Source organism: Acinetobacter lwoffii (assembly GCF_015602705.1).
Taxonomy (GTDB): domain Bacteria; phylum Pseudomonadota; class Gammaproteobacteria; order Pseudomonadales; family Moraxellaceae; genus Acinetobacter; species Acinetobacter lwoffii_E.
This window is the reverse complement of the sequence record NZ_CP059081.1, coordinates 2,094,904-2,118,761: the sequence shown is the minus strand read 5'-3', so window position 1 is coordinate 2,118,761 and position 23,858 is coordinate 2,094,904. Positions and strand designations below refer to the sequence as shown.

Genomic DNA, 23,858 nt, shown 5'->3' with positions numbered 1-23,858 from the left:
TTTGTGTTTTAAAATGCTTGACGATAGAGGCTGAAATTACGATAATGCGCACACAGTTTACGGCTATGTAGCTCAGTTGGTTAGAGCACCGCACTCATAATGCGGGGGTCACAAGTTCAAGTCTCGTCATAGCCACCATTTTAAAAGACCAAGCTCTCAGCTTGGTCTCTTTTTTTGTCTTTTAAAAAGCACTGCAAACCACAAAAAAATATTTGAAGCATCCACTAATTTTTTTTCAGTTTCCGCAAAACATTATTTTTCCTTCTTAATGTTGGGGCTATTCTTCATTTTACTGCCGCATAAAAAAAATCGCCCAAGCATTCACTTGGACGATTCTGATTTACATCACTGAAAACAGAATTTAGCTACCTGCTTTCCAGCCATTGACGATTGGATAACGACGCTCACGGCCATAAGAACGTGAGCTGATACGTGGCCCAATGGCACCTTGACGGCGCTTGTACTCATTGATATCAACCAGACGAATCACTTTCTTCACGACTTCAGCGTCAAAACCTTTGGCAATGATATCGTCTTGACTCATATCTTCTTCAATATAAGAGTACAAGATCGCATCCAGAATATCATAGGCTGGTAAAGAGTCTTGATCGACCTGATCCGGACGCAATTCTGCTGAAGGTGGACGAGTAATCACACGTTCTGGAATCACTGGAGTTTCTGAAATACTATTACGGTATTTCGCCAGTTCAAACACAATGGTTTTATACACATCTTTCAGCACCGCATAACCACCAACCATGTCACCATACAAGGTGCAATAACCGACAGCTAGTTCAGATTTATTACCGGTTGCCAGCACCAGATTACCGAATTTGTTAGACAGGGCCATCAATAAGGTGCCACGTGAACGTGCTTGCAGGTTTTCCTCGGTGGCATCGACTGGAGCGTTGCCAAAGAATGGGAATAGCACCTGCATAAAGCCGCTTACCACTGGATTGATTTCGGCAATACCGAAAGTCACGCCCATGTTTTTGGCTTGAGCCGCTGCATCTTCGACACTGATTTGTGCGGTATAGGTATAAGGCATCATCACGGCTTGAACTTTGTTTGCGCCAAGCGCATCTACAGCAATCGCCAGGGTCAGGGCAGAGTCAATGCCGCCAGACAGTCCCAGAATCACACCTGGGAAGCCAGAACGCTGTACATAATCACGTGTAGCCATGACCAGGCTTTGATAAATCTCAGCCATGGTGTCTAAAGCAGGTGCAATTGCACCTTTGCTGAATTGCAGTTGTTCAGCATTAAATTCTGCAATTGCCAGATTTTCCTGGAAAGTTGGTGCCTGTAAAGCCACCTCGCCAGATTTGTTGAGCACAAAACTGGTACCGTCAAAGATCAGATCATCCTGACCACCGACCTGGTTGCAGTACACCAGATTGATATTCAGCTGTTTGACCAAGGCCGCCATGGTTTCAATGCGATGTTGTGGTTTACCCACTTCATATGGCGATGCATTCAGTACCAAAGCTGTGTCGATATTCAATTTTGCCAGTTGCTGAACAGTCGCCAAAGACCAGACATCTTCACAGATCAGTACGCCAAATTTATGTCCAAGATACTCAAAAACCAGATGCTGATGACCTTCGCCAAAATAACGCTTTTCATCAAATACGCCATAGTTTGGCAACACTTGCTTGTTATAAACACCCAGTACTTCGCCATCTTTCATGACAGCAGCCGAGTTATAACGCTGACCATCTTCAGTTTGATTAACAAAACCAAAGACCATGACAATATCTTTTACTTCAGTCAGTTTTTCAAAAGCCGCTTTGGTGCGTTTCACCAGGCTCGGGCGAATTAATAAGTCTTCTGCAGGGTAGCCCAGCGTTGAAAGTTCAGGAAAGATAATCAGATCCGCTTTATCTTTTTTAGCCTGATTGGCCAGATCAATCATTTTTTGCGTATTTGCATCCAGATTGCCCACATGTGGAGAGAATTGAGCAATCGCAATTTTAAAACTTTTCATTCCAAGTAAATCCTATTCCTATAGGTTGATACACTAAATTACTGATTTTTATAATTCTAATTATCCAGTTGAGTGCACGTCGATATTCATAAAATGCCAAATGGCTTAAATAAAAAAACTTTTTATCGCATGATCATTGAATCTTAATCTGCGATGCAAAATAATCATACCGGCTTATTTTATCGAAATTTTATCGATAAGCTAGAGCTGATTTAGCAGAACAGGCATTGAGTGAAAAAGTTATTATATAAAATTAGAAAATATGCTGATTTTTTATGCATCTAGGCTTATATAGATTTAAAGATTGAAGTCGAAATTTTGGCTTTTAAAATATGCCTTATCTATTTTCTTTGGAATTAAACTGATTAAATATCATCTGTTTATTTGTGAGTTTAAAATAATATTCGGAATTTTTTTTAGAAAAATATCCCGGGCAATATCGCCTTGCTGTTCAATATTGTAGGTTGAAAATGATTTGTTGGGATTAAATTGATATTTGTACGGATTATATTTTCCCAAGCTAAGAAAATAAGCACTTTGTAAAAATGCGCCTTTTAAAAGCACATTGATGCGGCATTGGTGTTGATAAATATGCGCCATCTCATGAATAAAGAGCGCTTGATAAGATAAACTCTCGCGTGAATAATCTTCCCGATAATTTAAATTGCGTACATGTATGTAGCCACTGGGCGCCATAATGACATGTTTGGATTGCCAGGGCAGGTAGGGGTGATTCATGATTTTAACGCGGGAATAATCGATCAGGTTGCCAAATACTCGTTGGGAAATTTTGATTTCACCAGACGTTAAACTGCGGCACTTAAACTGTTCAAAACGAACCAGTCTCAAAATAAAGGGCAGAAAATACAACAGCATTCAATATACGTCCTGTTTTTAGGTGACTTAATCCGTGAATATAATTTTCATATATTCATTTTAAAACGTTTCAGATCAACTTTTTGTAGGCTTTTGTCAGTGCTAAAAAAACCACCCGGGTGGGTGGTTTTCTTGAGTCTTTCGACGCGGTTCGAATTAACGAACGATATCGCGTTGAACTTCGCCAGTATAAAGCTGACGAGGACGACCGATCTTGTAAGGACCGCTGTGCATTTCTAACCAGTGGCTGATCCAGCCAACAGTACGTGCAAGCGCGAAGATCACAGTAAACATTTCAGTCGGGATACCAATCGCTTTAAGGATGATACCTGAGTAGAAGTCTACGTTCGGGTAAAGGTTACGCTTGATGAAGTATTCGTCAGAAAGTGCGATACGTTCAAGTTCCATAGCCAATGCAAGCTGTGGATCATTGATGCCAAGTGCACCAAGAACTTCGTCGCAAGTTTCTTTCATTACTTTCGCACGTGGATCGAAGTTTTTGTAAACTCGGTGACCGAAGCCCATCAGTTTAACTTCTTTAGTTTTCACTTTTTCCATGAAGCCAGCAACGTTTTCTACAGTGCCGATTTCGTCAAGCATCTTAAGAACAGCTTCGTTCGCGCCGCCGTGAGCAGGCCCCCAAAGTGCAGAGATACCCGCAGCAATACATGCATACGGATTAGCACCAGTAGAACCAGCTAAACGTACAGTAGACGTAGACGCATTTTGTTCGTGGTCAGCATGAAGCGTGAAGATACGGTCCATTGCTTTTGCAAGGATTGGATCAACTTTGTAATCACGATCTGCAGGCGTAGCAAACATCATGTGCAGGAAGTTTTCTGCATAACCAAGGTCGTTACGTGGGTAAACGAATGGTTGACCGATGGTGTACTTGTAGCTCCAAGCCGCCAGTGTAGGAATCTTCGCGATTAAACGAATCGCAGTGATTTCACGATGGTTCACATCTTCGATGTCAAGGTTGTTGTGATAGAACGCAGACAACGCACCCACCACACCGACCATGATCGCCATAGGATGCGCATCACGACGGAAACCATTATAGAAACGGCTAACTTGATCGTGAACCATAGTATGGTTACGTACTTTAGCGTCAAATTCTTCTTTTTGCTCAGCAGTTGGAAGTTCGCCATTTAACAATAAATAGCAAGTTTCCAAGTAGTCAGCTTTAGTCGCCAATTGATCGATTGGGTAGCCACGGTGTAAAAGTACACCTTTGTTACCATCGATGAACGTGATTTTAGACTCGCACGCAGCTGTCGCCATAAAACCAGGATCAAAAGTAAAGTGACCTGCAGCCAACACATCTTTAACGTCGATTACATCTGGGCCCAATGTGCCGCTGTAAATTGGTAGTTCAATTTCTTTGCCATCAAGCTGTAAAACGGCTTTCTTGCCAGTTGCTTCAGACATTCAATAGATCTCCTGTCCTGGTGAATGTATATCCGCTTTGTCTATCAATCTTTTAATGCACAAAACGGACGGATCAAAAATTTGCTATAAGATTAGTGAGTACTGAAATTTTGTCAATTATACTTATGGATGAAAAAATGGCGGCCGCACAGCGGTTTAGTCATATTCGCTCAGTATAAAAAGTTCAGTAAAATCACAGCATCAAACCTCTATAATAAGTCAAATTGATGCAGAGGTGCAGAAAAAAATAGACTGCCTGGGGCATTTGTAAGCGTTTTTTCCTAGTAAGAAATGCGAGCGAAAATAGTGAGAGATTAAGGTGAATATGCTTAAAACTATATAAATCTCATAACTTACATCGTTTTTACCAAGCTGAATTTCACAGGTGGAATTATAAATAAAAGCAATTAATTGAATTTTAAATCCGGTTTAATTGATTAAAAAATAGCTTAATAAATGGCCAACTTTGCAGCAAAGCTAGGCAGGATAAAAATAAATGAATGATTTTTTGAATCTAAATGCTTCAAATTGATTGAAAAACCCATCATCTGATGCACTAAGTCGCTATTTAACATCAGGTTATCTGAATCACTGTGCTGCTGAATTGGGGCAAGTGGTCTGTTAAATATAGGCGCTTGATTTAAATCTGAATTAAAAAGAGATTTAAATAATATTTGTGATGGAACTGTGCGTCTTTAGTCTAAAACTCAAACATGGTCCTGCAGGCTTAAAACCGAGTGAATTGATCATCTTAATTATTTAAAAACAATCATATAGATAGGAATTGAAAGGGCGGAATAATATATTAAGCCCGACTTATTGTTGTTAATGATTCTTATTTAATGGTTTTTTATCCAAAAAGCCAAATTCAGCCGTTTGTATTTTAATAGTTCACGTTTTATAATTCAGTGTCGTTTTGATTTTAGGCATGTATTTGCCTGAGAATGCCAGCTTTCCTTCGAATTAATTCCAACAAACTCCGGATGGAGTTTTTACTTACAGGATGCCCGCTGTGAAAAGCAACAGACCTGTCAATTTGTCCATGGGTCAAGTTTTAGAAGTAAACTTAAAATCACCCGTGGCTATTGCATCAATTCTACACCGTCTTTCAGGTGTTATCGTATTCTTACTCGTACCGGTCCTTCTATGGATTTTAGACAAGTCATTGTCTTCGCCTGAAGGTTTTGCGCAAGTTCAAGAAATCTTTAACGGTTTCATTGTTCGTTTCATTGTATGGGTATTTGTCGCCGGCTTGATTTTTCACTTTATTGCGGGTGTTAAGCATTTACTTGCTGACATTGGCGTTGCTGAAGAACTAGAAAGTGGTCGTGTTGCATCTACTATCGCATTAATCTTGTCTGCAATCGGTATTGTTGCAGCATTTGTATGGATCGTACTCTAATGAAAAGCGCTACTGGTTTAACAGGTTCAGGTTCTCGCGATTGGTTTCTCCAACGTGTCAGTGCTGTAGTTCTAGCTGTTTATACCGTTGTTGTACTGGGTTGGATTCTACTGAATGGTGGTTTCAACTTTGAACAGTGGTACGGCTTTATGATGACAGTTCCAATGAAGATCATGTCTTTGTTGGCGGTCTTATCTCTTGTTGCACACGCATGGATCGGCATGTGGCAGGTATTCACGGATTATGTGACTACTCGTCAAATGGGTCCTTCAGCTTCAGGTTTACGCCTTGTACTGACTTCAGCAGTGATCATTGCTGTACTTGCATATGCAATCTGGGCGATCCAGATTTTTTGGGCGAATTGATAGGAAACAATCATGGGCGCTATAAACCCTAAAGAAGATTACACAAATATTCCGCATGAAACTTTCGATGCTGTCATCGTTGGTGGTGGTGGTTCAGGTATGCGTGCGTCTTACCAACTTGCTCAAGCTGGTTTGAAAGTTGCGGTTCTGACTAAAGTATTCCCAACTCGTTCACACACTGTTGCAGCGCAGGGTGGTATTGGTGCATCTCTTGGTAACATGCAAGAAGATAACTGGCACTACCACTTCTACGATACTGTAAAAGGTTCGGACTGGTTAGGTGACCAAGACGCAATCGAGTTCATGACTCGTGAAGCGCCTCAAGTGGTTTATGAACTTGAACACCTGGGTATGCCATTTGACCGTAATGCTGACGGTACAATTTACCAACGTCCATTCGGTGGTCACTCAGCAAACTATGGTGAAAAAGCTGTGCCACGTGCATGTGCTGCTGCCGACCGTACCGGTCACGCACTTCTTCACACGCTTTATCAAAGCAACGTGAAAATGGGTACTCAGTTCTTCGTTGAATGGATTGCGCTTGACCTGATCCGTAACGAAAAAGGCGACGTTTTAGGTGTTACAGCAATTGATCAGGAAACTGGTAAAATTGCGGTATTCCAAGCAAAAGCGACTTTGTTTGCTACTGGTGGTGCTGGTCGTGTTTACCGTGCATCTACAAATGCTTATATCAACACTGGTGACGGTCTTGGTATGGCAGCTCGTGCAGGTATTCCATTACAAGATATGGAATTCTGGCAATTCCACCCAACGGGTGTTGCGGGCGCAGGCGTATTGTTAACTGAAGGTTGTCGTGGTGAAGGTGCAATCCTTCGTAACAAAGACGGCGAACCGTTCATGGAACGTTATGCACCAACTTTGAAAGACTTGGCGCCACGTGACTTCGTATCACGTTCTATGGATCAAGAGATCAAAGAAGGTCGTGGTTGTGGTCCTAAAGGCGATTACATCCTGCTTGATATGACGCACCTAGGTGCGGATACGATCATGAAACGTCTTCCATCTGTATTCGAGATTGGCAAGAAATTCGCGAACGTTGACATCACTAAAGAGCCAATTCCTGTAGTACCAACAATCCATTACCAAATGGGTGGTATTCCAACGAATATTCATGGTCAGGTGGTTGTTCCTGAGTCTCCTGAAACTGAAGCGCTTGTTGCTAACTACAACAAAGACACCGACGTTTACTCTACCAATGCTGAAGGTCGTGACTTTGCTAAGCCAGTAAAAGGCTTCTATGCAATCGGTGAATGTTCATGTGTATCTGTACACGGTGCAAACCGTCTAGGTACGAACTCATTGCTTGACTTGGTTGTATTTGGTAAGGCCGCTGGTCAACATATCATTGAATATGTTACTAAACAGCACGATGGTGAATATGAGCCACTTCCAACAACTGTGCTTCAAGAAACTGTTGAACGTATTCGTAAACTTGACGAATCGACTACAGGTGAGAATGCTCAAGACGTTGCTGATGCAATCCGTGATATCGTTCAAGATCACGCTGGTGTATTCCGTACATCTGCGCTTCTAGACGAAGGTGTGAAACAGATTCTTGCAATTGAACCGCGCGTACGCAACATTCACTTGAAAGACAAATCTAAAGTATTCAACACTGCACGTATTGAAGCACTTGAAGTTGAAAACTTATATGAAGTTGCGAAAGCAACGCTTATTTCAGCTGCTGCTCGTAAAGAATGCCGTGGTGCGCATACGGTTGTAGACTTTGAGGAGTCTCCAGACCATGCTGAATACCCATATGGTCGTCGTGATGATGAGTGGATGAAGCACACTTTATGGTTCTCTGCGGATAACCGTCTAGAGTACAAGCCAGTTCGTTACCGTCCATTGTCGGTTGACGCGATTCCACCTAAACCACGTACATTCTAATCAGGAGAATTCAGATGAGTAGAGGTACTCGTACATTTCATATCTACCGCTACGATCCTGACAAGGATAAAGCACCGTACATGCAAACTTTCAAACTTGAACTGACTGACAAGCACCGTATGTTGCTTGATGCACTTCTTGCATTGAAAGTACAGGACGAAACTTTAACGTTCCGTCGTTCATGTCGTGAAGGTATTTGTGGTTCTGATGGCGTGAACATCAATGGTAAAAATGGTTTGGCGTGTCTTTGGAACCTGAACGATTTACCAAATGAAATTACTGTTCGTCCATTGCCTGGTCTTCCTGTAGTGAAAGACTTGGTGGTTGACATGAACCAGTTCTATGATCAGTACAACAAGATCCATCCATTCTTGATCAACAACCAGCCTGCGCCTCCTAAGGAACGTTTACAGTCTCCTGAAGAGCGTGAGCATCTTGATGGTCTATATGAATGTATTCTATGTGCATGCTGTTCAACTTCATGCCCGTCATTCTGGTGGAACCCGGACAAGTTCTTGGGTCCTTCAGCATTGTTGAACGCTTACCGCTTCATTATTGACTCGCGTGATACGGGAACACAAGAGCGTTTGGCTCGTCTAGACGACCCGTTCTCATTGTTCCGTTGTAAAGGCATTATGAACTGTGTATCTGTATGTCCTAAAGGCTTGAACCCAACTAAAGCAATCGGTCACATCCGTAATATGCTTTTAGATATGGCAGGCTAATAGGCTGCTCTTCGCAGTTTAGAAAAAAGCACACCTTCAGGTGTGCTTTTTTTATGCAAGCTATTGGAAAAATTAAAAAATCATAGGATAAAAATAAAGATACTAGGACTTACGCATTGACGGATTCAAAAAAGTATTACAATAGTTTATAGCGTATCTGTGATCAGACGAACTAAACATGCTTCTACAGCAACTTGTACATTACCCATTTATATGGGCTTTCTCATGACAGAACCGAACTCTATTAGCTGCACACAACTTGCCGAGACTTATAATATCTCGCATGATAGTGTAAATCGCTTTCTAGAGCGTGAAGACTACACACCTCACGACCTATATCAAGAAGCAATTCAACATATTGATAATAATAAGCTTATAGTCAGTATTGATGATACTGTTTTAGATAAACCATATAGTCAACATATGGACTTGGTTAGCTATTTTTGGTCAGGCAAACACCACCGATCCGTCAAGGGTATTAATCTCATTACCTTGTATGCGACAGATCAAAATGGTCAAAATATTCCAATTAATTTCCGAATTTATGACAAATCTGAAAGTAAAACCAAGAATGATTACTTTATGGATATGTTAAGTGAAGTACTTAGTTGGGGTGCAAAGATTCAATTTATTTCAGGTGATAGTTGGTATTCATCGACTGGAAATCTAAAAACCATAAGAAAACATGGTATTCGATTTATGTTTGGTATCGACTGTAACCGTAAGGTTTCCCCTGAAAAAGGACAATGGTTTCAACTGCGTTTATTGCCAAATTTCCATCAGGGTCAAGTGGTCTGGCTCAAAGATTTTGGCTTTGTACAATTATTTAAGACTCAGTTAAAAGAACAGCAGAGGTTTTATATTGTGTATCAAGATGAAGATGATTTATTATCCTTTGAGGGTTTTCATGAATTACATTCAAGTCATTGGAAAATAGAACAATATCACCGGGTGATTAAACAGGTTTGTCATATTGAAAAGTTTCAGGTAAGACGGTCTAAACTGATTTTGAATCATATTTTTTCAGCCTTGATGGCCTACGTTGAGATACAAAAGAACCAGTTTGAGCGGATCTTTGAAAATGTATATCGTTGGCAGAAGAAATTATTTAGACCAATTATCAAAAACTTCATTGATGACTTTATTCTCGATAAAAATCATCTGCTACTACAGAGAGTCTATAAATAACAGTGCGTAAGTCCTAGATACTATACTTAAAATGTATAAAGTTGAGTGAAACAGTCAGGAAAAGGTTAATGGCTTTGAGCGCCATCTAAGAAGAACATGTGATTATTTTGGGTATTTATGATTTTTAGATGTAAAACTGACCTGAAAAATAGCAAGAACGATGTTATTATATAACGGAAATTTAAGGAGGGAGTGGATTGAAAGGTTTGCTCTCTTTTTATTTATCGGAAATGCTTAGGACTTAAGTCTACATTGAATCTATTTTTGAGATAAAGCACCATATATTAGAGTAAAATATCTGAACTGTATTTAGCCAATTTATGGAAGGTATGTGTCAAAAAAATCAATTGAAAAGTTGAGAACATGTTAGCATTTAGCCCATGACTATGTTTAAAAAATGCCACGCCAGGTACATTTTTTAAACACTGCATAATCAGGGACTGGTATATAAAAGGTAGACCCGAGTCGCTTTAGAAAAAATCTTTGTTAATGCTTGCTTTTTTCTAAGTCGATTTGCAAAAAATTGCCCGGTTTCGATCGGGTATTCAATGAGTGATGATGCCGCTGAGGGGCGTTATTGTTCATTAAACATATCAAGATTTTCTTGGTGTGGTGATAACGCCTCATGGCTTATGCCTTATGGGGGACTAGTATCATATTACCAATTTGATGCTAATAATCCTGGGTTTTGCTTAAAAAGCATCCTGAAAATGTTTTTGCAATAGGAAATGGGTCCACAAATGCAAGAAGTTGCTGACGCTCTGCGTCTTGACACTGAACTTTCCGCTGATAGTGCAGCGTATATTGAAGAACTTTATGAGCAGTATCTGACTGCTCCAGACTCAGTGGGTGCTGACTGGAGAGCGTACTTCGATAAATTCCCAAAAGGTGATCAACCACACAGTAATGTACGTGAGCAATTCCTACTTTTAGGTCGCAATTCAAGCCGTATTCAGCCTATTGTTCAGTCGACAGTCAGCTCAGAGCATGAACGTCGTCAAATTGGCGTGCTACAGCTGATTGCTGCGTACCGTAACCGTGGCCACCAGAAAGCAAAACTGGATCCATTAGGTTTGGCGAAGCGTGAAGTTGTGCCTGATCTAGATCTTGCTGCGCATGGTTTGACTCAGTCTGACTTAGACACAGTATTCAATACTGGTAACCTGGCGATCGGTAAAGAAGAAGCGACTTTGGCTGAAATGGTTCAGTCAATGGAAGCCACTTACTGTGGTTCAATCGGTGCTGAATACATGCACATCGTGGACACCAAAGAAAAACGTTGGATTCAACAACGTCTAGAAAGTGCACGCGGTCAATATGGCTTCAATGCTGATCAAAAGAAACATGTCCTTGAGCGTTTAACTGCGGCTGAAGGCCTAGAAAAATATCTTGGTAATAAATTCGTTGGTGCCAAACGTTTCGGCGTTGAAGGTGGTGAAGCATTCATCCCGATGGTCAACGAAATTATTCAGCGTGCAGGTTCTGTAGGCTGTAAAGAAGTTGTGATCGGTATGCCTCACCGCGGCCGTTTAAACCTTCTTGTTAACATCATGGGTAAGAACCCGGCTGACCTGTTTGGTGAGTTCGAAGGTAAATCTATTCACAAGAAAGGTTCTGGTGACGTTAAGTATCACCAAGGCTTCTCTTCAAACGTGATGACTCCAGGTGGCGAAGTTCACTTGGCATTGGCGTTTAACCCGTCACACCTTGAAATCGTTGGCCCTGTGGTTGAAGGTTCAGTACGTGCACGTCAAGTACGTCGTAAAGACATTGGCGGCGATGACGTATTGCCACTAATCGTACACGGTGATGCTGCATTTGCAGGTCAGGGCGTTAACCAGGAAACTTTCCAGATGTCACAAACTCGCGGTTATACCGTGGGTGGTACAGTGCACATTGTAATTAACAACCAGGTTGGTTTCACGACGTCTGATCCACGTGACGCACGTTCTACAGAATACTGTACTGACATCGCAAAAATGATTCAGGCACCGATCTTCCATGTGAATGGTGATGATCCTGAAGCTGTGGTGTTCATTTCACAATTGGCACATGACTTCCGTCATACCTTCCGTAAAGACGTTGTGATTGACATGTTCTGCTACCGTCGTCGTGGTCATAACGAAGCGGATGAGCCAGCTGCAACTCAACCAATGATGTATCAAGTGATTAACAAGAAAGCGACCACACGTACGCTTTATGCGGATCAGCTGGTACAGCAGGGTGTTCTTGATCGCGCAAGTGCAGATCAAATGGTTGAAAACTATCGTGCAGACCTGGAGGCGGGTAATCATGTTGCCAATGCACTGGTACTTGAACCAAACAAAAAAATGTTTGTGGACTGGACACCTTATTTAGGTCATGAGTACACAGACGAGTGGGATACAACTTTCCCAATCGAACGTTTGAAAGAGCTTGGCACGAAAATGCGTGAGCTTCCTGAAGGCTTCGTGATGCAGCGTCAAGTTGCAAAAGTGATCGACGATCGTCTGAAAATGCAAACGGGCGAAATGCCACTGAACTGGGGTGCTGCTGAAACTCTGGCGTATGCAACTGTACTAGATGATGGTTACTTGCTTCGTTTAACGGGTGAAGACGTAGGTCGTGGTACTTTCTCACACCGTCATGCAAAACTGCATAACCAGGTAGATGGCTCAACTTATCTTCCGCTGTGTAACCTGAAAGAAAACCAGCCGCGTACTGCAATCTATGACTCTTTATTGTCAGAGATGGCTGTATTGGCATTTGAATATGGTTATGCGACGACTCTTCCTAAGAGTTTGATCATCTGGGAAGCGCAATTCGGTGACTTCGCAAACTGTGCACAAGTGGTAATTGATCAGTTTATCTCATCTGGTGAAACCAAATGGGAACGTGTATGTGGCTTGACCATGCTTCTTCCTCACGGTTTTGAAGGTCAAGGTCCAGAGCATTCATCTGCACGTTTGGAACGTTTCTTGCAGCTATGTGCTGAAGACAACATGCAAGTCATCACACCGACCACGCCTGCGCAGATTTTCCACGCATTACGTCGTCAAGCGATTCGTCCAATCCGTAAGCCATTGATTGTTACTTCGCCGAAATCTTTACTTCGTCACAAGCTTGCTGTATCTAGCCTTGAAGAGCTTGCAAACGGTACATTCCAGACCGTGATTGATGAAGTAGACAACATCAACAAGTCAGATGTAACCCGTCTGGTACTGTGTGGTGGTAAGGTGTATTACGACCTAGTTGAAAAACGTCGTGAAAAAGAATTGAACAACACTGCAATTGTACGTATTGAACAATTATATCCATACCCAGAAAAACGCCTGGCAGAAGTGCTTGCGCAATATCCAAACGTTAAAGAACTTGTTTGGGCGCAAGAAGAACCGAAGAACCAAGGCGCTTGGTTGTTCATCGCACCGCGTCTATATGACGACGTGATGAAAGCGGGTAAACAAGTACGTATTAGCTATGCAGGCCGTGAAGCTTCTGCTGCACCGGCATGTGGTTCACCATATTTGCATGCAAAACAACAAGCTCAGCTCATCAACGACGCGCTTGCGATCGACGCTGAATAATCCAGGAGATTCTAAGTAATGGCAACCGAAATTAAAGCACCGGTATTCCCAGAGTCAGTTGCGGACGGTACGATCGCAACTTGGCACAAACAACCAGGTGAAGCTGTATCACGTGATGAAGTGATCTGCGATATTGAGACTGATAAAGTTGTTTTAGAAGTTGTTGCTCCTGCAGACGGTACACTTGCATCTATTATTAAAGGTGAAGGCGATACTGTTCTTTCAGCTGAAGTTATTGCGCAGTTTGAAGAGGGTGCTGTTTCTGGCGCGGCTCAAACTCAAGCAGTTCAGTCTGAAGAGAAAGTTGAACAAGCTGCGGCAAATACTGAAGCAGGTAATTCACCAATCGTTGAACGTCAGCAAGTACAAGACCAGGCTCCAGCAGTGCGTAAAGCATTGACTGAATCTGGTGTTGCAGCAGCTGATGTTGCTGGTACAGGCCGTGGCGGTCGCATCACCAAAGAAGATGTGGCAAATCACCAAGCGAAACCAGCAGCACAACCGTTAAGTGTTGCAGTGGGCGAGCGTATCGAAAAACGTGTTCCAATGACACGTCTTCGTAAGCGTGTTGCTGAACGTTTACTTGCAGCGACTCAAGAAACTGCAATGTTGACCACGTTCAACGAAGTCAACATGAAACCAATCATGGAAATGCGTGCGCAATACAAAGATGCATTTGAAAAGCGTCATGGTGCACGTCTTGGCTTCATGTCATTCTTTGTTAAAGCCGCAACTGAAGCACTCAAACGCTATCCAGCAGTGAATGCATCAATCGACGGTGATGATATTGTTTATCACGGTTACTACGACATCGGTGTTGCAGTTTCATCTGAACGTGGTCTAGTGGTTCCTGTACTTCGTGATACAGACCGCATGAACTATGCTGAAGTTGAAAACGGTATTCGTGCTTACGCAGCTAAGGCGCGTGATGGTAAACTGGGCATCGAAGACATGACTGGCGGTACATTCACAATTACCAATGGTGGTACTTTCGGTTCATTGTTATCTACTCCGATCTTGAACACGCCACAAACTGCGATTCTGGGTATGCATAAAATCCAGGAACGTCCGATGGCGGTGAATGGTCAAGTAGAAATCTTGCCAATGATGTACCTTGCACTGTCTTATGACCACCGTTTAATCGATGGTAAAGAAGCAGTCGGTTTCCTTGTAACAATCAAAGAATTGTTAGAAGAGCCAGCGCGTCTGATCCTTGATCTGTAATTTATTCATTAAAAATCTCCCCTAACCCCTCTTTAAAAAGAGGGGAAGATCCCCCTTTGGAAAAGGGGGATTAATAAGGGGGATTAGTTGGAGATAAACATGTCTCAATTCGATTTAGTCGTAATTGGTGGTGGCCCGGGCGGCTACGAAGCAGCAATTCGTGCAGCTCAACTTGGTTTTAAAGTTGCGTGTATCGAAAAACGTATTCATAAAGGTAAACCATCTTTAGGTGGTACTTGCTTAAACGTCGGTTGTATCCCGTCTAAAGCTTTACTTGATTCTTCACATCGTTATGAAGATACAGTTCAACATCTAGATGACCATGGTATTACGACTGGTGAAGTTAAATTCGATCTTTCTAAAATGCTGGCTCGTAAAGACAAAGTTGTAGATCAATTGACTGGCGGTATCGATCAGTTACTTAAAGGTAATGGCATCGAGTGGTTAAAAGGTACGGGTAAACTGCTTGCAGGTAAAAAAGTAGAATTTGTTTCTCACGAAGGTGAAACTCAAGTTTTAGAGCCTAAATATGTGATTCTTGCGACGGGTTCTGTACCAGTAAATATTCCAGTGGCTCCTGTAGATCAAGACTTAATTGTTGATTCTACTGGCGCGCTTGAATTCCCAGAAGTACCTAAGCGTTTAGGTGTAATTGGTGCGGGCGTGATCGGTCTTGAGCTTGGTTCTGTATGGCGTCGTCTTGGTGCTGAAGTTGTTGTATTTGAAGCAATGGATGCATTCTTACCAATGGCTGATAAAGCATTGGCAAAAGACTTCCAAAAACTGTTGACTAAGCAAGGTATGGATATCCGTATCGGTGCAAAAGTTGCAGGTACTGAAATCAATGGTCGTGAAGTAACGGTTAAATATAACCAAGCTGGTGAAGACAAAACTGAAACTTTCGATAAATTGATCGTTTGTGTCGGTCGTCGCGCATATGCTGAAGATTTATTGGCTGATGATTCAGGCATTAAATTGACTGAACGCGGTTTGGTTGAAGTCAACGATTGGTGTGCAACTTCAGTTGAAGGCGTATACGCAATTGGTGACTTGGTACGTGGTCCAATGCTTGCGCATAAAGCAATGGAAGAAGGCGTAATGGCGGTTGAGCGTATTCACGGTCATGCTGCACAAGTGAACTATGACACCATTATTTCTGTAATTTACACACATCCGGAAGCGGCGTGGGTAGGTTTAACAGAACAGCAAGCGACTGAAAAAGGTCACGAAGTTAAAACGGGTCAATTCGGTTTTGCTGTGAACGGTCGTGCTTTAGCTGCGGGTGAAGGTGCCGGTTTCGTGAAGTTTGTTGCTGATGCAAAAACGGATCGTTTACTCGGTATGCACGTGATTGGACCTGCTGCGTCTGATATCGTTCACCAAGGTATGATCGCGCTTGAGTTTGTATCTTCAGTTGAAGATCTTCAGTTGATGACTTTCGGTCACCCGACCTTCTCTGAAGTGGTACATGAAGCTGCACTTGCAGTTGATGGGCGTGCGATTCACGCGATCCAACGTAAGCGTAAGTAATTCGAAAAAAGAGCGACTTAGGTCGCTCTTTTTACATTTCATGGTTGTTTTTATTGGAACAATCATCTAAAAATAAAGATAACGATTTTAAGAAATGCTGGTACTGCTTTGACGGACGTCTGGGTGCTAGTGGGTTATAACAAGGCAAAGAAGTAATAAAAGGTTATTCAATGAATTTACATGAGTATCAAGCAAAAGCGCTATTAAAAAAATATGGTATGCCTGTACAGGAAGGGATACTTGCCACCAATGCCGATGAAACGGTGCATGCTTTCGAGCAGTTGGGTGGAAAGTTTGCAGTATTGAAAGCACAGGTGCATGCGGGTGGCCGAGGTAAGGCTGGTGGGGTAAAAGTAGTGAAATCGGCTACTGAGGCTGCTGAATATGCCAACCAGATTATTGGTTCACGCTTGGTGACTTATCAGACTGATGCCAATGGTCAGCCGGTCAATAGCATTTTAGTTTCTGAGGATGTTTATCCGGTTGAGCGCGAGCTGTACTTGGGCGCTGTGGTGGATCGCTCGACTCGCCGCATCACTTTTATGGCATCGACTGAAGGCGGTGTTGAAATTGAGAAAGTGGCCGAAGAAACCCCTGAAAAAATTATTAAAGTTGAGGTTGATCCTTTAGTTGGTCTAATGCCATTTCAGGCGCGTGAAGTTGCTTTTGCACTTAAACTCAAAGATGGACAAATCAATCAATTTGTTAAAGTCATGACGGCTGCCTATCAGGCATTTGTAGACAATGATTTTGCACTTTTCGAAATCAATCCGCTGTCTGTGCGTGAAAACGGCGACATTCTGTGTGTCGATGCCAAAATCGGAATTGATTCGAATGCACTGTACCGTTTGCCTGAAGTGGCTGCTTTGCGTGATAAGTCTCAAGAAAATGAACGTGAGTTAAAAGCCTCTGAGTTTGATCTAAACTATGTGGCACTTGAGGGTAACATTGGTTGTATGGTCAATGGTGCCGGTCTTGCCATGGCAACCATGGATATTATTAAGCTGTATGGCGGTCAACCAGCCAACTTCCTGGATGTGGGTGGTGGTGCGACCAAGGAGCGTGTGATTGAAGCCTTTAAAATTATCTTGGCAGATCACTCTGTCCAGGGTGTATTGATTAATATTTTTGGTGGAATTGTACGTTGTGACATGATTGCTGAAGCAATTATTGCAGCGGTTCAGGAAGTAAATGTGACAGTTCCTGTGGTTGTTCGCCTCGAAGGCAACAATGCGGAACTGGGTGCAAAATTACTGGATGAATCAGGTTTGAAATTGATTTCTGCACACGGTCTTGCTGATGCTGCAGAAAAAATCGTTGCTGCTGTAAAAGCTTAAGGAGTATCTAGCATGAGCGTATTAGTTAATAAAGACACTAAAGTATTGGTACAGGGCTTTACAGGCAAAAACGGTACATTCCATTCTGAACAGGCTCTGGCCTACGGCACTAAAGTCGTGGGTGGTGTAACCCCGGGTAAAGGTGGTCAAACTCATCTGGAACTGCCTGTATTTAATACCATGCGTGAAGCGGTGAAAGAAACAGGTGCAGATGCTTCGGTGATTTATGTTCCGGCACCCTTTGTACTGGATTCTATTGTCGAGGCGGTTGATTCTGGCATTGAGTTAATTGTGGTAATTACTGAAGGTGTACCGACCATCGACATGCTTAAAGCCAAGCGTTATCTGGAAACCAATGGCAATGGCACACGTCTGATCGGGCCAAACTGTCCGGGTATTATTACGCCGGGTGAATGTAAAATCGGGATCATGCCGGGGCATATTCATCAACCGGGTAAAATCGGGATCATTTCGCGTTCAGGCACACTGACTTATGAGGCTGTGGCGCAAACCACGAAACTGGGTTTGGGTCAGTCGACCTGTATCGGGATTGGTGGTGACCCGATTCCAGGCATGAACCAGATTGACTGCTTGAAATTGTTCCAGGAAGATCCGCAGACTGAAGCCATCATCATGATTGGTGAGATTGGTGGTACGGCGGAAGAAGAAGCAGCTGAATATATTCAATCGAATGTGACCAAGCCAGTTGTTGGTTATATTGCGGGTGTAACTGCACCTAAAGGCAAACGTATGGGTCACGCAGGTGCGATTATTTCAGGTGGTAAGGGCACAGCAGAAGAAAAGTTTGCTGCCTTTGAGCGTGCGGGTATGGCCTATACGCGCAGTCCTGCCGAACTCGGTTCAACCATGCTACAAGTGTTAAAAGATAAAGGTTTAGTTTGATATTCACATTAGACCTTCAATAAAAAAGCTCCCATCTGGGAGCTTTTTTATATCTCACTCTATTTTTAAGTTTTAGCTTTGAGGCTCTGGGTCATGCCGTTGATATCTCCACCCTGAATACCAAGCTCACTCATCAGACTGTCAATAAGCGGTGCTTGGCTACGATAACGTAGGGCGCTATTCACTACCTGATCTGATAGGGCAACATTGCTACCTTCATGATGGGAATCTGCCTGACAGGCACCGGCATGACCGCCATGTAGGCCATTTACCTGGAGAATCTTGATATCATCAATATTTTCCATTGGCTTGACACTTTCCCGGATAATTTCAGGCAAGTATTTCAGCATGGCCAGACGAATCTGCATTTCGACTTGTTCAGGTGACAGGACGTTATTGGCTTCATTGACCGCACGTGTACCTTCAGCATCCACCTGATACTGTTTCTCCATTGCCTGAGCCAGTAGAATTTTTGCATCCGCTTCACCCTTGGCTTTAAAGCGGACTTTTTCTGCTTCGGCCTCAGCCGCAATCCGCACTGCTTCTGCATCATCTGCTGCCGCCTGTTTGCCGGCTTCAGCAGCAACTGTAATTGCAATCGCATCTTTTTCAGCGTGTTCTTTGGCTGCGACCAGCTCAACTGCCTTTTGACGCTCTGCCTGCTGGATTTGACGTACGGTGATGACTTCTTCTTCCGCTTTTACCGCTTGTGCACGCGCCTGATCGGCTTGGGCCTTGGCTTCAGATTCAGCACGTGATTTTTCCGCAATGGCAATGGCGCGATCCTGTTCAGCCAGTTCAATGGTTTTCTTTTGTTCGACCTGTGCTTTTTGAATCAGCTGGGCCTTTTGAATATTTTCATTTTCGACATCACGGGCGGCCAAAATACGCTTGAGTTCGACTTCTCGTTCAGCGGCAATTTGTGCTTCTTCTGCTTCACGTTTTTTGCCGGCTTCCTGAGCGGCAATTTCAGCCAGCTGTTCAGCACGGCGAATGGCAATTTCACGCTCTTGCTGCAGTTTGGCATATTCTTCTTCACGAATAATTTGCAGGCGCGCCTGTTCAGCTTCCAGATTTTTGGTTTTGATCGCCAGATCGGTATCCTGTTCGATATGGTTACGTTTGCGACGGCGATCCTCAATGGTTTCAGTGAGCTTGGTCAGGCCTTCAGCATCAAAGGCATTTTGCGGATTGAAGTATTTAAATCCGGTCTGATCCAGTCCGGTTAGGGAAACAGTTTCAAGCTCCAGACCATTTTTATGTAAATCTTCCGAAACGACTTGCTGTACTTTTTGCACGAAATCAACGCGTTTTTCATGTAGTTCTTCCATGGCCATTTCTGCTGCCACTGCGCGCAGTGAATCAACAAATTTGCCTTCCACCAGATTTTTCAGTTCATTCGGTGACATAGTTTTTTGACCAAGGGTTTGTGCTGCGGTGGCAATTGAATCTGCGGTAGGCTTGACCCGTACATAGAATTCGGCCATGACATCGACCCGCATCCGGTCACGGGTAATCAGTGCCTGATCATCTGCGCGACGGACTTCAAGGCGTAGGGTATTCATATTTACTGGAATGATTTCATGCAAAACAGGAAGCACGATTGCGCCCCCACCTAAAATCACTTTTTCACCACCCCAACCGGTACGCACAAAGGAAATTTCTTTGCTTGAACGACGGTATAAGCGTGCAATGATGAGACCGAAGGTCACCAATGCCACAAAAATAATTCCCGCAATAATTAAAATATTATATAAATCAAATGTTAACATTGTTATAAAGTCTCAATTGAGTGCTAGCTAAATAAAATTAAAGTGCAATGGCTTGAAAGCCGTTCTTGGTTTTGTGGGTTAGAACTACATTCTGACCTTGATTTAAAATTTGATTGTTTTCTGGTTCAACCAGTACATAGTGGGTCTGACCATGTTGATCACGGACTTTGGCCTGCGCCGGAGAATTCACTTTGGCATCTCCGAGAATAATGGTCGCGGTACGTCCGATGAGTTCATCACTATGAATCGCAGAGGTTTCGTCTTGGGGCAGGAGCTTACTGGCGGCCATGGCAAGAAAGCGCACCACAGGCATACACAGAAACAGGCAGGCCGGAGAAATCAGCCAAACATTAAACAGCTGGCTGGTCAGGCGCTCAAATATGCCCTGAATCAATAAACCGCTTAACCCATAACTGGTCAGAAAAATGATTAGCCAGATAAATAAAGGCAGACGCCCCAGATATAACCAGTCAAATACTTTGCTGAAAACACCCGGAGACTGATCCGGGCTTATTTCTGGTTGCAGGGGATCTTCAGGTAAAAACTGTTCAAAGATATGCTGAGAGCCACCGCCAAGCAGCAATAGAATACATTCTAGTGCTGCAAACATCAGCATTAGGCTCAGGCTAATACTAAATACGATATTGGATGGATGCGTAAACAGTTCCCACATTTTTTTATCTCTATAATTATGTTTTTAGGAAAAGTATCTGAAAGTTTTTATTGATATAACGATAACAGTAATTGTTGATTTTGTATGTAAAAAATAACAAAAAAACTTATAAACAAGGATTGAATATATTGATTATTTAATAATTATTAAACTATTAAAACTAGGGTGTGTTGACACTTTTAGTTTAAAAAAATAGCGAAGTAGTAAAATCAAATCGCCAAACCCAATTTTACTATTCGCTATGCCTCGTACCATGCTGACAGATCAACACTGGCAAAAGTTGAAAGTTATTCTGCGTAATTTATCCATTCACCACAACTCAAATTTACGCAATTTTATTGAAGCTATTCTCTATAGAATTAGAACAGGCTGTCCGTGGCGAGATATTCCTTCTTGTTTTGGTCATTCAAACTCTATTTTCAAACGTTTTAATCGTTGGTCAAGCAGCGGTAAGTTAATTAGATTATTCAAATTACTAGCCTCATGCCCCGATATGGAGTGGATTTTTATTGATGGCTCTCATGTACGTGCTCATCAACATTCTGCCGGTATAGCGAATCAATCTATTTCTAAAAGTGTAGGAGGAAACTCCTCAAAAATACATTTGATTGTTGATGCACATGGCAATCCTATTGATTTCATGATTACCGATGGAACCACACATGATGTTAAAGTTGCACCTGATTTAATATCAACATTAGATTTAAAAGAGACAAAAGTGGTATGTGCAGATAAAGGCTATGATTCAGAACCACTGCGTGAACAGATCAGGAAAACAGGGACTAAAGCGAATATACCAAAGAAAACAAATAGCCAATCGAACAATGACCATATGGACTGGTGTTTATATAAAATCAGGCATTTGGTTGAAAATATGTTTTGTAAATTAAAGCAATTTAGAGGAATGGCTACTCGATATGACAAGCTCAAAAGAAATTATCAAAGTTCTGTTGCTTTAGCCTGTATATTTTTATGGCTACCTTTATAGGGTTAATTATGAACAGTAAATGTCAACAGACCCTAATAATAAACTATAAGTTAAATGGATGTTTGAGCAAGTGATGTCATAGCGGCAATAGGAATTCTGAATAGCATGGCATTCTGTGTATGCTTGCCTGAGAAAGATATAGAGATACATCGACCTGAGTATCTCCAAATTTTTCTGTTCAAGTTTAAAGTAGGGCAGTCTGAATCCGGACTTTCATATCTAGAGTCTGTTGCAGAATATAGTGTTGCATCCATTTGACTTGTTCGCCCATAGGATTGACCTTGACTGCAGTATTCAGGAAGTCGAGATCAGGCTGCTTGAAAAGCTGCTTTTGCAAGGTTTGCTCCAAAATCTGACTGTTGGTTGTCAAAGGTAATGCCACTAGATAGAACGCTTTAGGATAATTATAAAAGGCATATAATAAGTTAAAGGCTTTTTGATCACCTTTGAGGTTGCCAGCACCAATTTCGTAAGCTGCGTTCTGGTTACTATAAGTAACGCCGATTAGAAATTCCCAATGACCTTCTTGCAAACGCAGACCAAACTGTAATCCGATTTGATCCGCGGTCAGCTCGTGTTGCAGATAGATATTTAAAGGCTTGCCATCATCACTGAAAGGTTCTTGCAAGACTAGAATATGTTGCTGATGCTGATAAATATAACCAGCAAGCTGGGCCTGTTCCAGACGGGTTTTTACAGTGGCAAGACCAAAAGCGCTATAGGGCATAAACGAAGTATATCAATAGGGAGAATTGGGTCTTACTCTAGTAATTTTTTAACTATTTGAGAACCACTACTTTAGATTATTTTCCTAGGATTTTATTGGTTTAGCGACAGGTTAATATATACCTCTACCACACAATATCCTCGCTTGAATTGTGCAAATCATTGATTCATAAAAACTGATATTCATTATTGATGAATTTTTATATGAGCTTTTGATATATCAATATCATAAAACAAGCAATGGATAGGATAAGTAAATCACTATAATGAATATAAATTTTCAAAAGTGTCATAAGTACACGTTTTTCTAAGCTGGTGTTGTCCATGTCGTTAAATGAGGAAAGACTTACTCATCTCAAACAGCTTGAAGCTGAGAGTATTCATATCATCCGCGAAGTTGCTGCCGAGTTTGAAAATCCGGTCATGCTGTATTCGATTGGTAAAGATTCAGCGGTCATGCTGCATCTTGCGCTAAAAGCGTTCTACCCAGCAAAACTTCCATTTCCATTATTACATGTCGATACAGGCTGGAAGTTTAAAGACATGATCACTTTCCGGGACAACATGGCGAAAACCCATGGTTTCGATTTGATCGTGCATCAGAATAAAGAAGGGGTTGAGGCAGGTATTAACCCATTCGACCACGGTAGTTCTAAATATACCGACATCATGAAAACTCAGGGCTTAAAACAGGCTCTGGATAAATACGGTTTTGATGCTGCTTTTGGTGGTGCGCGCCGTGATGAAGAAAAATCACGTGCGAAAGAACGTGTTTATTCATTCCGTGATTCGAAACATCGTTGGGATCCGAAAAACCAGCGTCCAGAACTTTGGAATCTTTACAACGGTAAAGTGAACAAGGGCGAAAGTATTCGTGTATTCCCATTATCCAACTGGACTGAGCTGGATATCTGGCAATACATCTATTTGGAAAGTATTCCATTAGTACCACTTTATTTGGCTGCAGAACGTCCTGTGGTTGAACGTAGTGGCACACTTATTATGGTTGATGATGAACGTATGCCTTTAAAAGAAGGTGAAGTTCCACAAATGAAATCGGTACGTTTCCGTACTTTGGGTTGTTATCCATTAACAGGTGCTGTGGAATCTACAGCCAATACCTTGCCGGAAATTATTCAGGAAATGTTGCTGGCAACCAGTTCTGAGCGTCAAGGTCGTATGATTGACCATGATGAAGCAGGCTCGATGGAGAAGAAGAAGCAGGAAGGCTACTTCTAATTTAATCTCCCCCCTTGC

The 23,858-nt window shown here is 42.3% G+C and carries 17 protein-coding genes, 1 tRNA gene and 1 pseudogene; 13 read left to right on the top strand and 6 right to left on the bottom strand.

All coding sequences use genetic code 11. The annotated features are described in order from the left end of the window. Nucleotides 1–61: 61 nt before the first annotated feature. Nucleotides 62–138: transfer RNA gene (locus H0S56_RS10230), tRNA-Met, on the top strand. A gap of 223 nt (nt 139–361) precedes the next feature. Here H0S56_RS10230 and H0S56_RS10225 read toward each other — a convergent pair. The 3 genes from H0S56_RS10225 to gltA all read right to left on the bottom strand — a co-directional run bounded on the left by H0S56_RS10225 (nt 362) and on the right by gltA (nt 4,294). Further along, nucleotides 362–1,987, bottom strand: a complete 1,626-nt coding sequence (locus H0S56_RS10225; RefSeq protein WP_180086575.1) for an NAD+ synthase — start codon at nt 1,985–1,987, stop codon at nt 362–364. 372 nt (nt 1,988–2,359) lie between these two features. Further along, the gene (locus H0S56_RS10220) at nt 2,360–2,863 is read right to left on the bottom strand and encodes a hypothetical protein (RefSeq protein ID WP_004646287.1); all 504 of its coding nucleotides are present in this window, start codon (nt 2,861–2,863) and stop codon (nt 2,360–2,362) included. A 156-nt stretch (nt 2,864–3,019) separates the two neighbouring features. Beyond that, nucleotides 3,020–4,294 carry a citrate synthase gene (gene gltA / locus H0S56_RS10215; protein WP_004279429.1) on the bottom strand — a complete coding sequence of 425 codons (1,275 nt, stop codon included), beginning with the start codon at nt 4,292–4,294 and terminating at the stop codon, nt 3,020–3,022. Between the two features lie 1,003 nt (nt 4,295–5,297). Between gltA and sdhC the strand changes: the two genes are divergently transcribed. The 10 genes from sdhC to sucD all read left to right on the top strand — a co-directional run bounded on the left by sdhC (nt 5,298) and on the right by sucD (nt 18,442). After that, nucleotides 5,298–5,696: a succinate dehydrogenase, cytochrome b556 subunit gene (gene sdhC / locus H0S56_RS10210; protein WP_085064488.1), complete on the top strand. Its 399-nt coding sequence runs from the start codon at nt 5,298–5,300 to the stop codon at nt 5,694–5,696. Continuing rightward, on the top strand, nt 5,696–6,061 hold the full coding sequence (gene sdhD, locus H0S56_RS10205; protein WP_004279431.1) for a succinate dehydrogenase, hydrophobic membrane anchor protein: 366 nt from the start codon (nt 5,696–5,698) through the stop codon (nt 6,059–6,061). The genes sdhC and sdhD overlap by 1 nt, the downstream gene beginning before the upstream one ends. 12 nt (nt 6,062–6,073) lie before the next feature. Next, complete coding sequence (locus H0S56_RS10200; RefSeq protein WP_004279432.1) at nt 6,074–7,972, top strand: FAD-binding protein; 1,899 nt, start codon at nt 6,074–6,076, stop codon at nt 7,970–7,972. 14 nt (nt 7,973–7,986) lie between these two features. Beyond that, nucleotides 7,987–8,697 (top strand): succinate dehydrogenase iron-sulfur subunit, encoded by a 711-nt coding sequence (locus tag H0S56_RS10195; RefSeq protein WP_004279433.1) that lies wholly within the window; start codon nt 7,987–7,989, stop codon nt 8,695–8,697. A gap of 159 nt (nt 8,698–8,856) precedes the next feature. Further along, nucleotides 8,857–9,885 (top strand): IS701 family transposase, encoded by a 1,029-nt coding sequence (locus H0S56_RS10190; RefSeq protein ID WP_195724989.1) that lies wholly within the window; start codon nt 8,857–8,859, stop codon nt 9,883–9,885. 740 nt (nt 9,886–10,625) lie between these two features. Next, entirely contained in the window at nt 10,626–13,448 is a 2,823-nt protein-coding gene (locus H0S56_RS10185; protein WP_086044910.1) for a 2-oxoglutarate dehydrogenase E1 component, read from the top strand. A gap of 18 nt (nt 13,449–13,466) precedes the next feature. Next, nucleotides 13,467–14,672: a 2-oxoglutarate dehydrogenase complex dihydrolipoyllysine-residue succinyltransferase gene (gene odhB, locus H0S56_RS10180; protein ID WP_195724988.1), complete on the top strand. Its 1,206-nt coding sequence runs from the start codon at nt 13,467–13,469 to the stop codon at nt 14,670–14,672. A gap of 99 nt (nt 14,673–14,771) precedes the next feature. Beyond that, nucleotides 14,772–16,202 (top strand): dihydrolipoyl dehydrogenase, encoded by a 1,431-nt coding sequence (gene lpdA, locus H0S56_RS10175; protein ID WP_195724987.1) that lies wholly within the window; start codon nt 14,772–14,774, stop codon nt 16,200–16,202. Between the two features lie 170 nt (nt 16,203–16,372). Next, nucleotides 16,373–17,539, top strand: a complete 1,167-nt coding sequence (sucC, locus tag H0S56_RS10170) for an ADP-forming succinate--CoA ligase subunit beta (protein ID WP_114541150.1) — start codon at nt 16,373–16,375, stop codon at nt 17,537–17,539. A gap of 12 nt (nt 17,540–17,551) precedes the next feature. Beyond that, nucleotides 17,552–18,442 (top strand): succinate--CoA ligase subunit alpha, encoded by an 891-nt coding sequence (sucD, locus tag H0S56_RS10165; protein WP_004646291.1) that lies wholly within the window; start codon nt 17,552–17,554, stop codon nt 18,440–18,442. A 65-nt stretch (nt 18,443–18,507) separates the two neighbouring features. Here sucD and H0S56_RS10160 read toward each other — a convergent pair whose 3' ends face one another. Further along, the gene (locus tag H0S56_RS10160) at nt 18,508–20,214 is read right to left on the bottom strand and encodes a flotillin family protein (protein ID WP_195724986.1); all 1,707 of its coding nucleotides are present in this window, start codon (nt 20,212–20,214) and stop codon (nt 18,508–18,510) included. Between the two features lie 37 nt (nt 20,215–20,251). Further along, on the bottom strand, nt 20,252–20,887 hold the full coding sequence (locus H0S56_RS10155) for a YqiJ family protein (RefSeq protein WP_005107512.1): 636 nt from the start codon (nt 20,885–20,887) through the stop codon (nt 20,252–20,254). A gap of 241 nt (nt 20,888–21,128) precedes the next feature. Here H0S56_RS10155 and H0S56_RS10150 point away from each other — a divergent pair. Then, nucleotides 21,129–21,894 (top strand): annotated as a pseudogene (locus tag H0S56_RS10150) (IS5-like element ISAba31 family transposase). 165 nt (nt 21,895–22,059) lie between these two features. Here the strand turns inward: H0S56_RS10150 and H0S56_RS10145 are convergent. Then, nucleotides 22,060–22,602 carry a hypothetical protein gene (locus H0S56_RS10145; RefSeq protein WP_195724984.1) on the bottom strand — a complete coding sequence of 181 codons (543 nt, stop codon included), beginning with the start codon at nt 22,600–22,602 and terminating at the stop codon, nt 22,060–22,062. Nucleotides 22,603–22,925: 323 nt separating this feature from the next. Here H0S56_RS10145 and cysD point away from each other — a divergent pair, with 323 nt between their 5' ends. Next, nucleotides 22,926–23,840, top strand: a complete 915-nt coding sequence (cysD, locus tag H0S56_RS10140) for a sulfate adenylyltransferase subunit CysD (protein ID WP_004730252.1) — start codon at nt 22,926–22,928, stop codon at nt 23,838–23,840. Nucleotides 23,841–23,858: the final 18 nt, after the last annotated feature.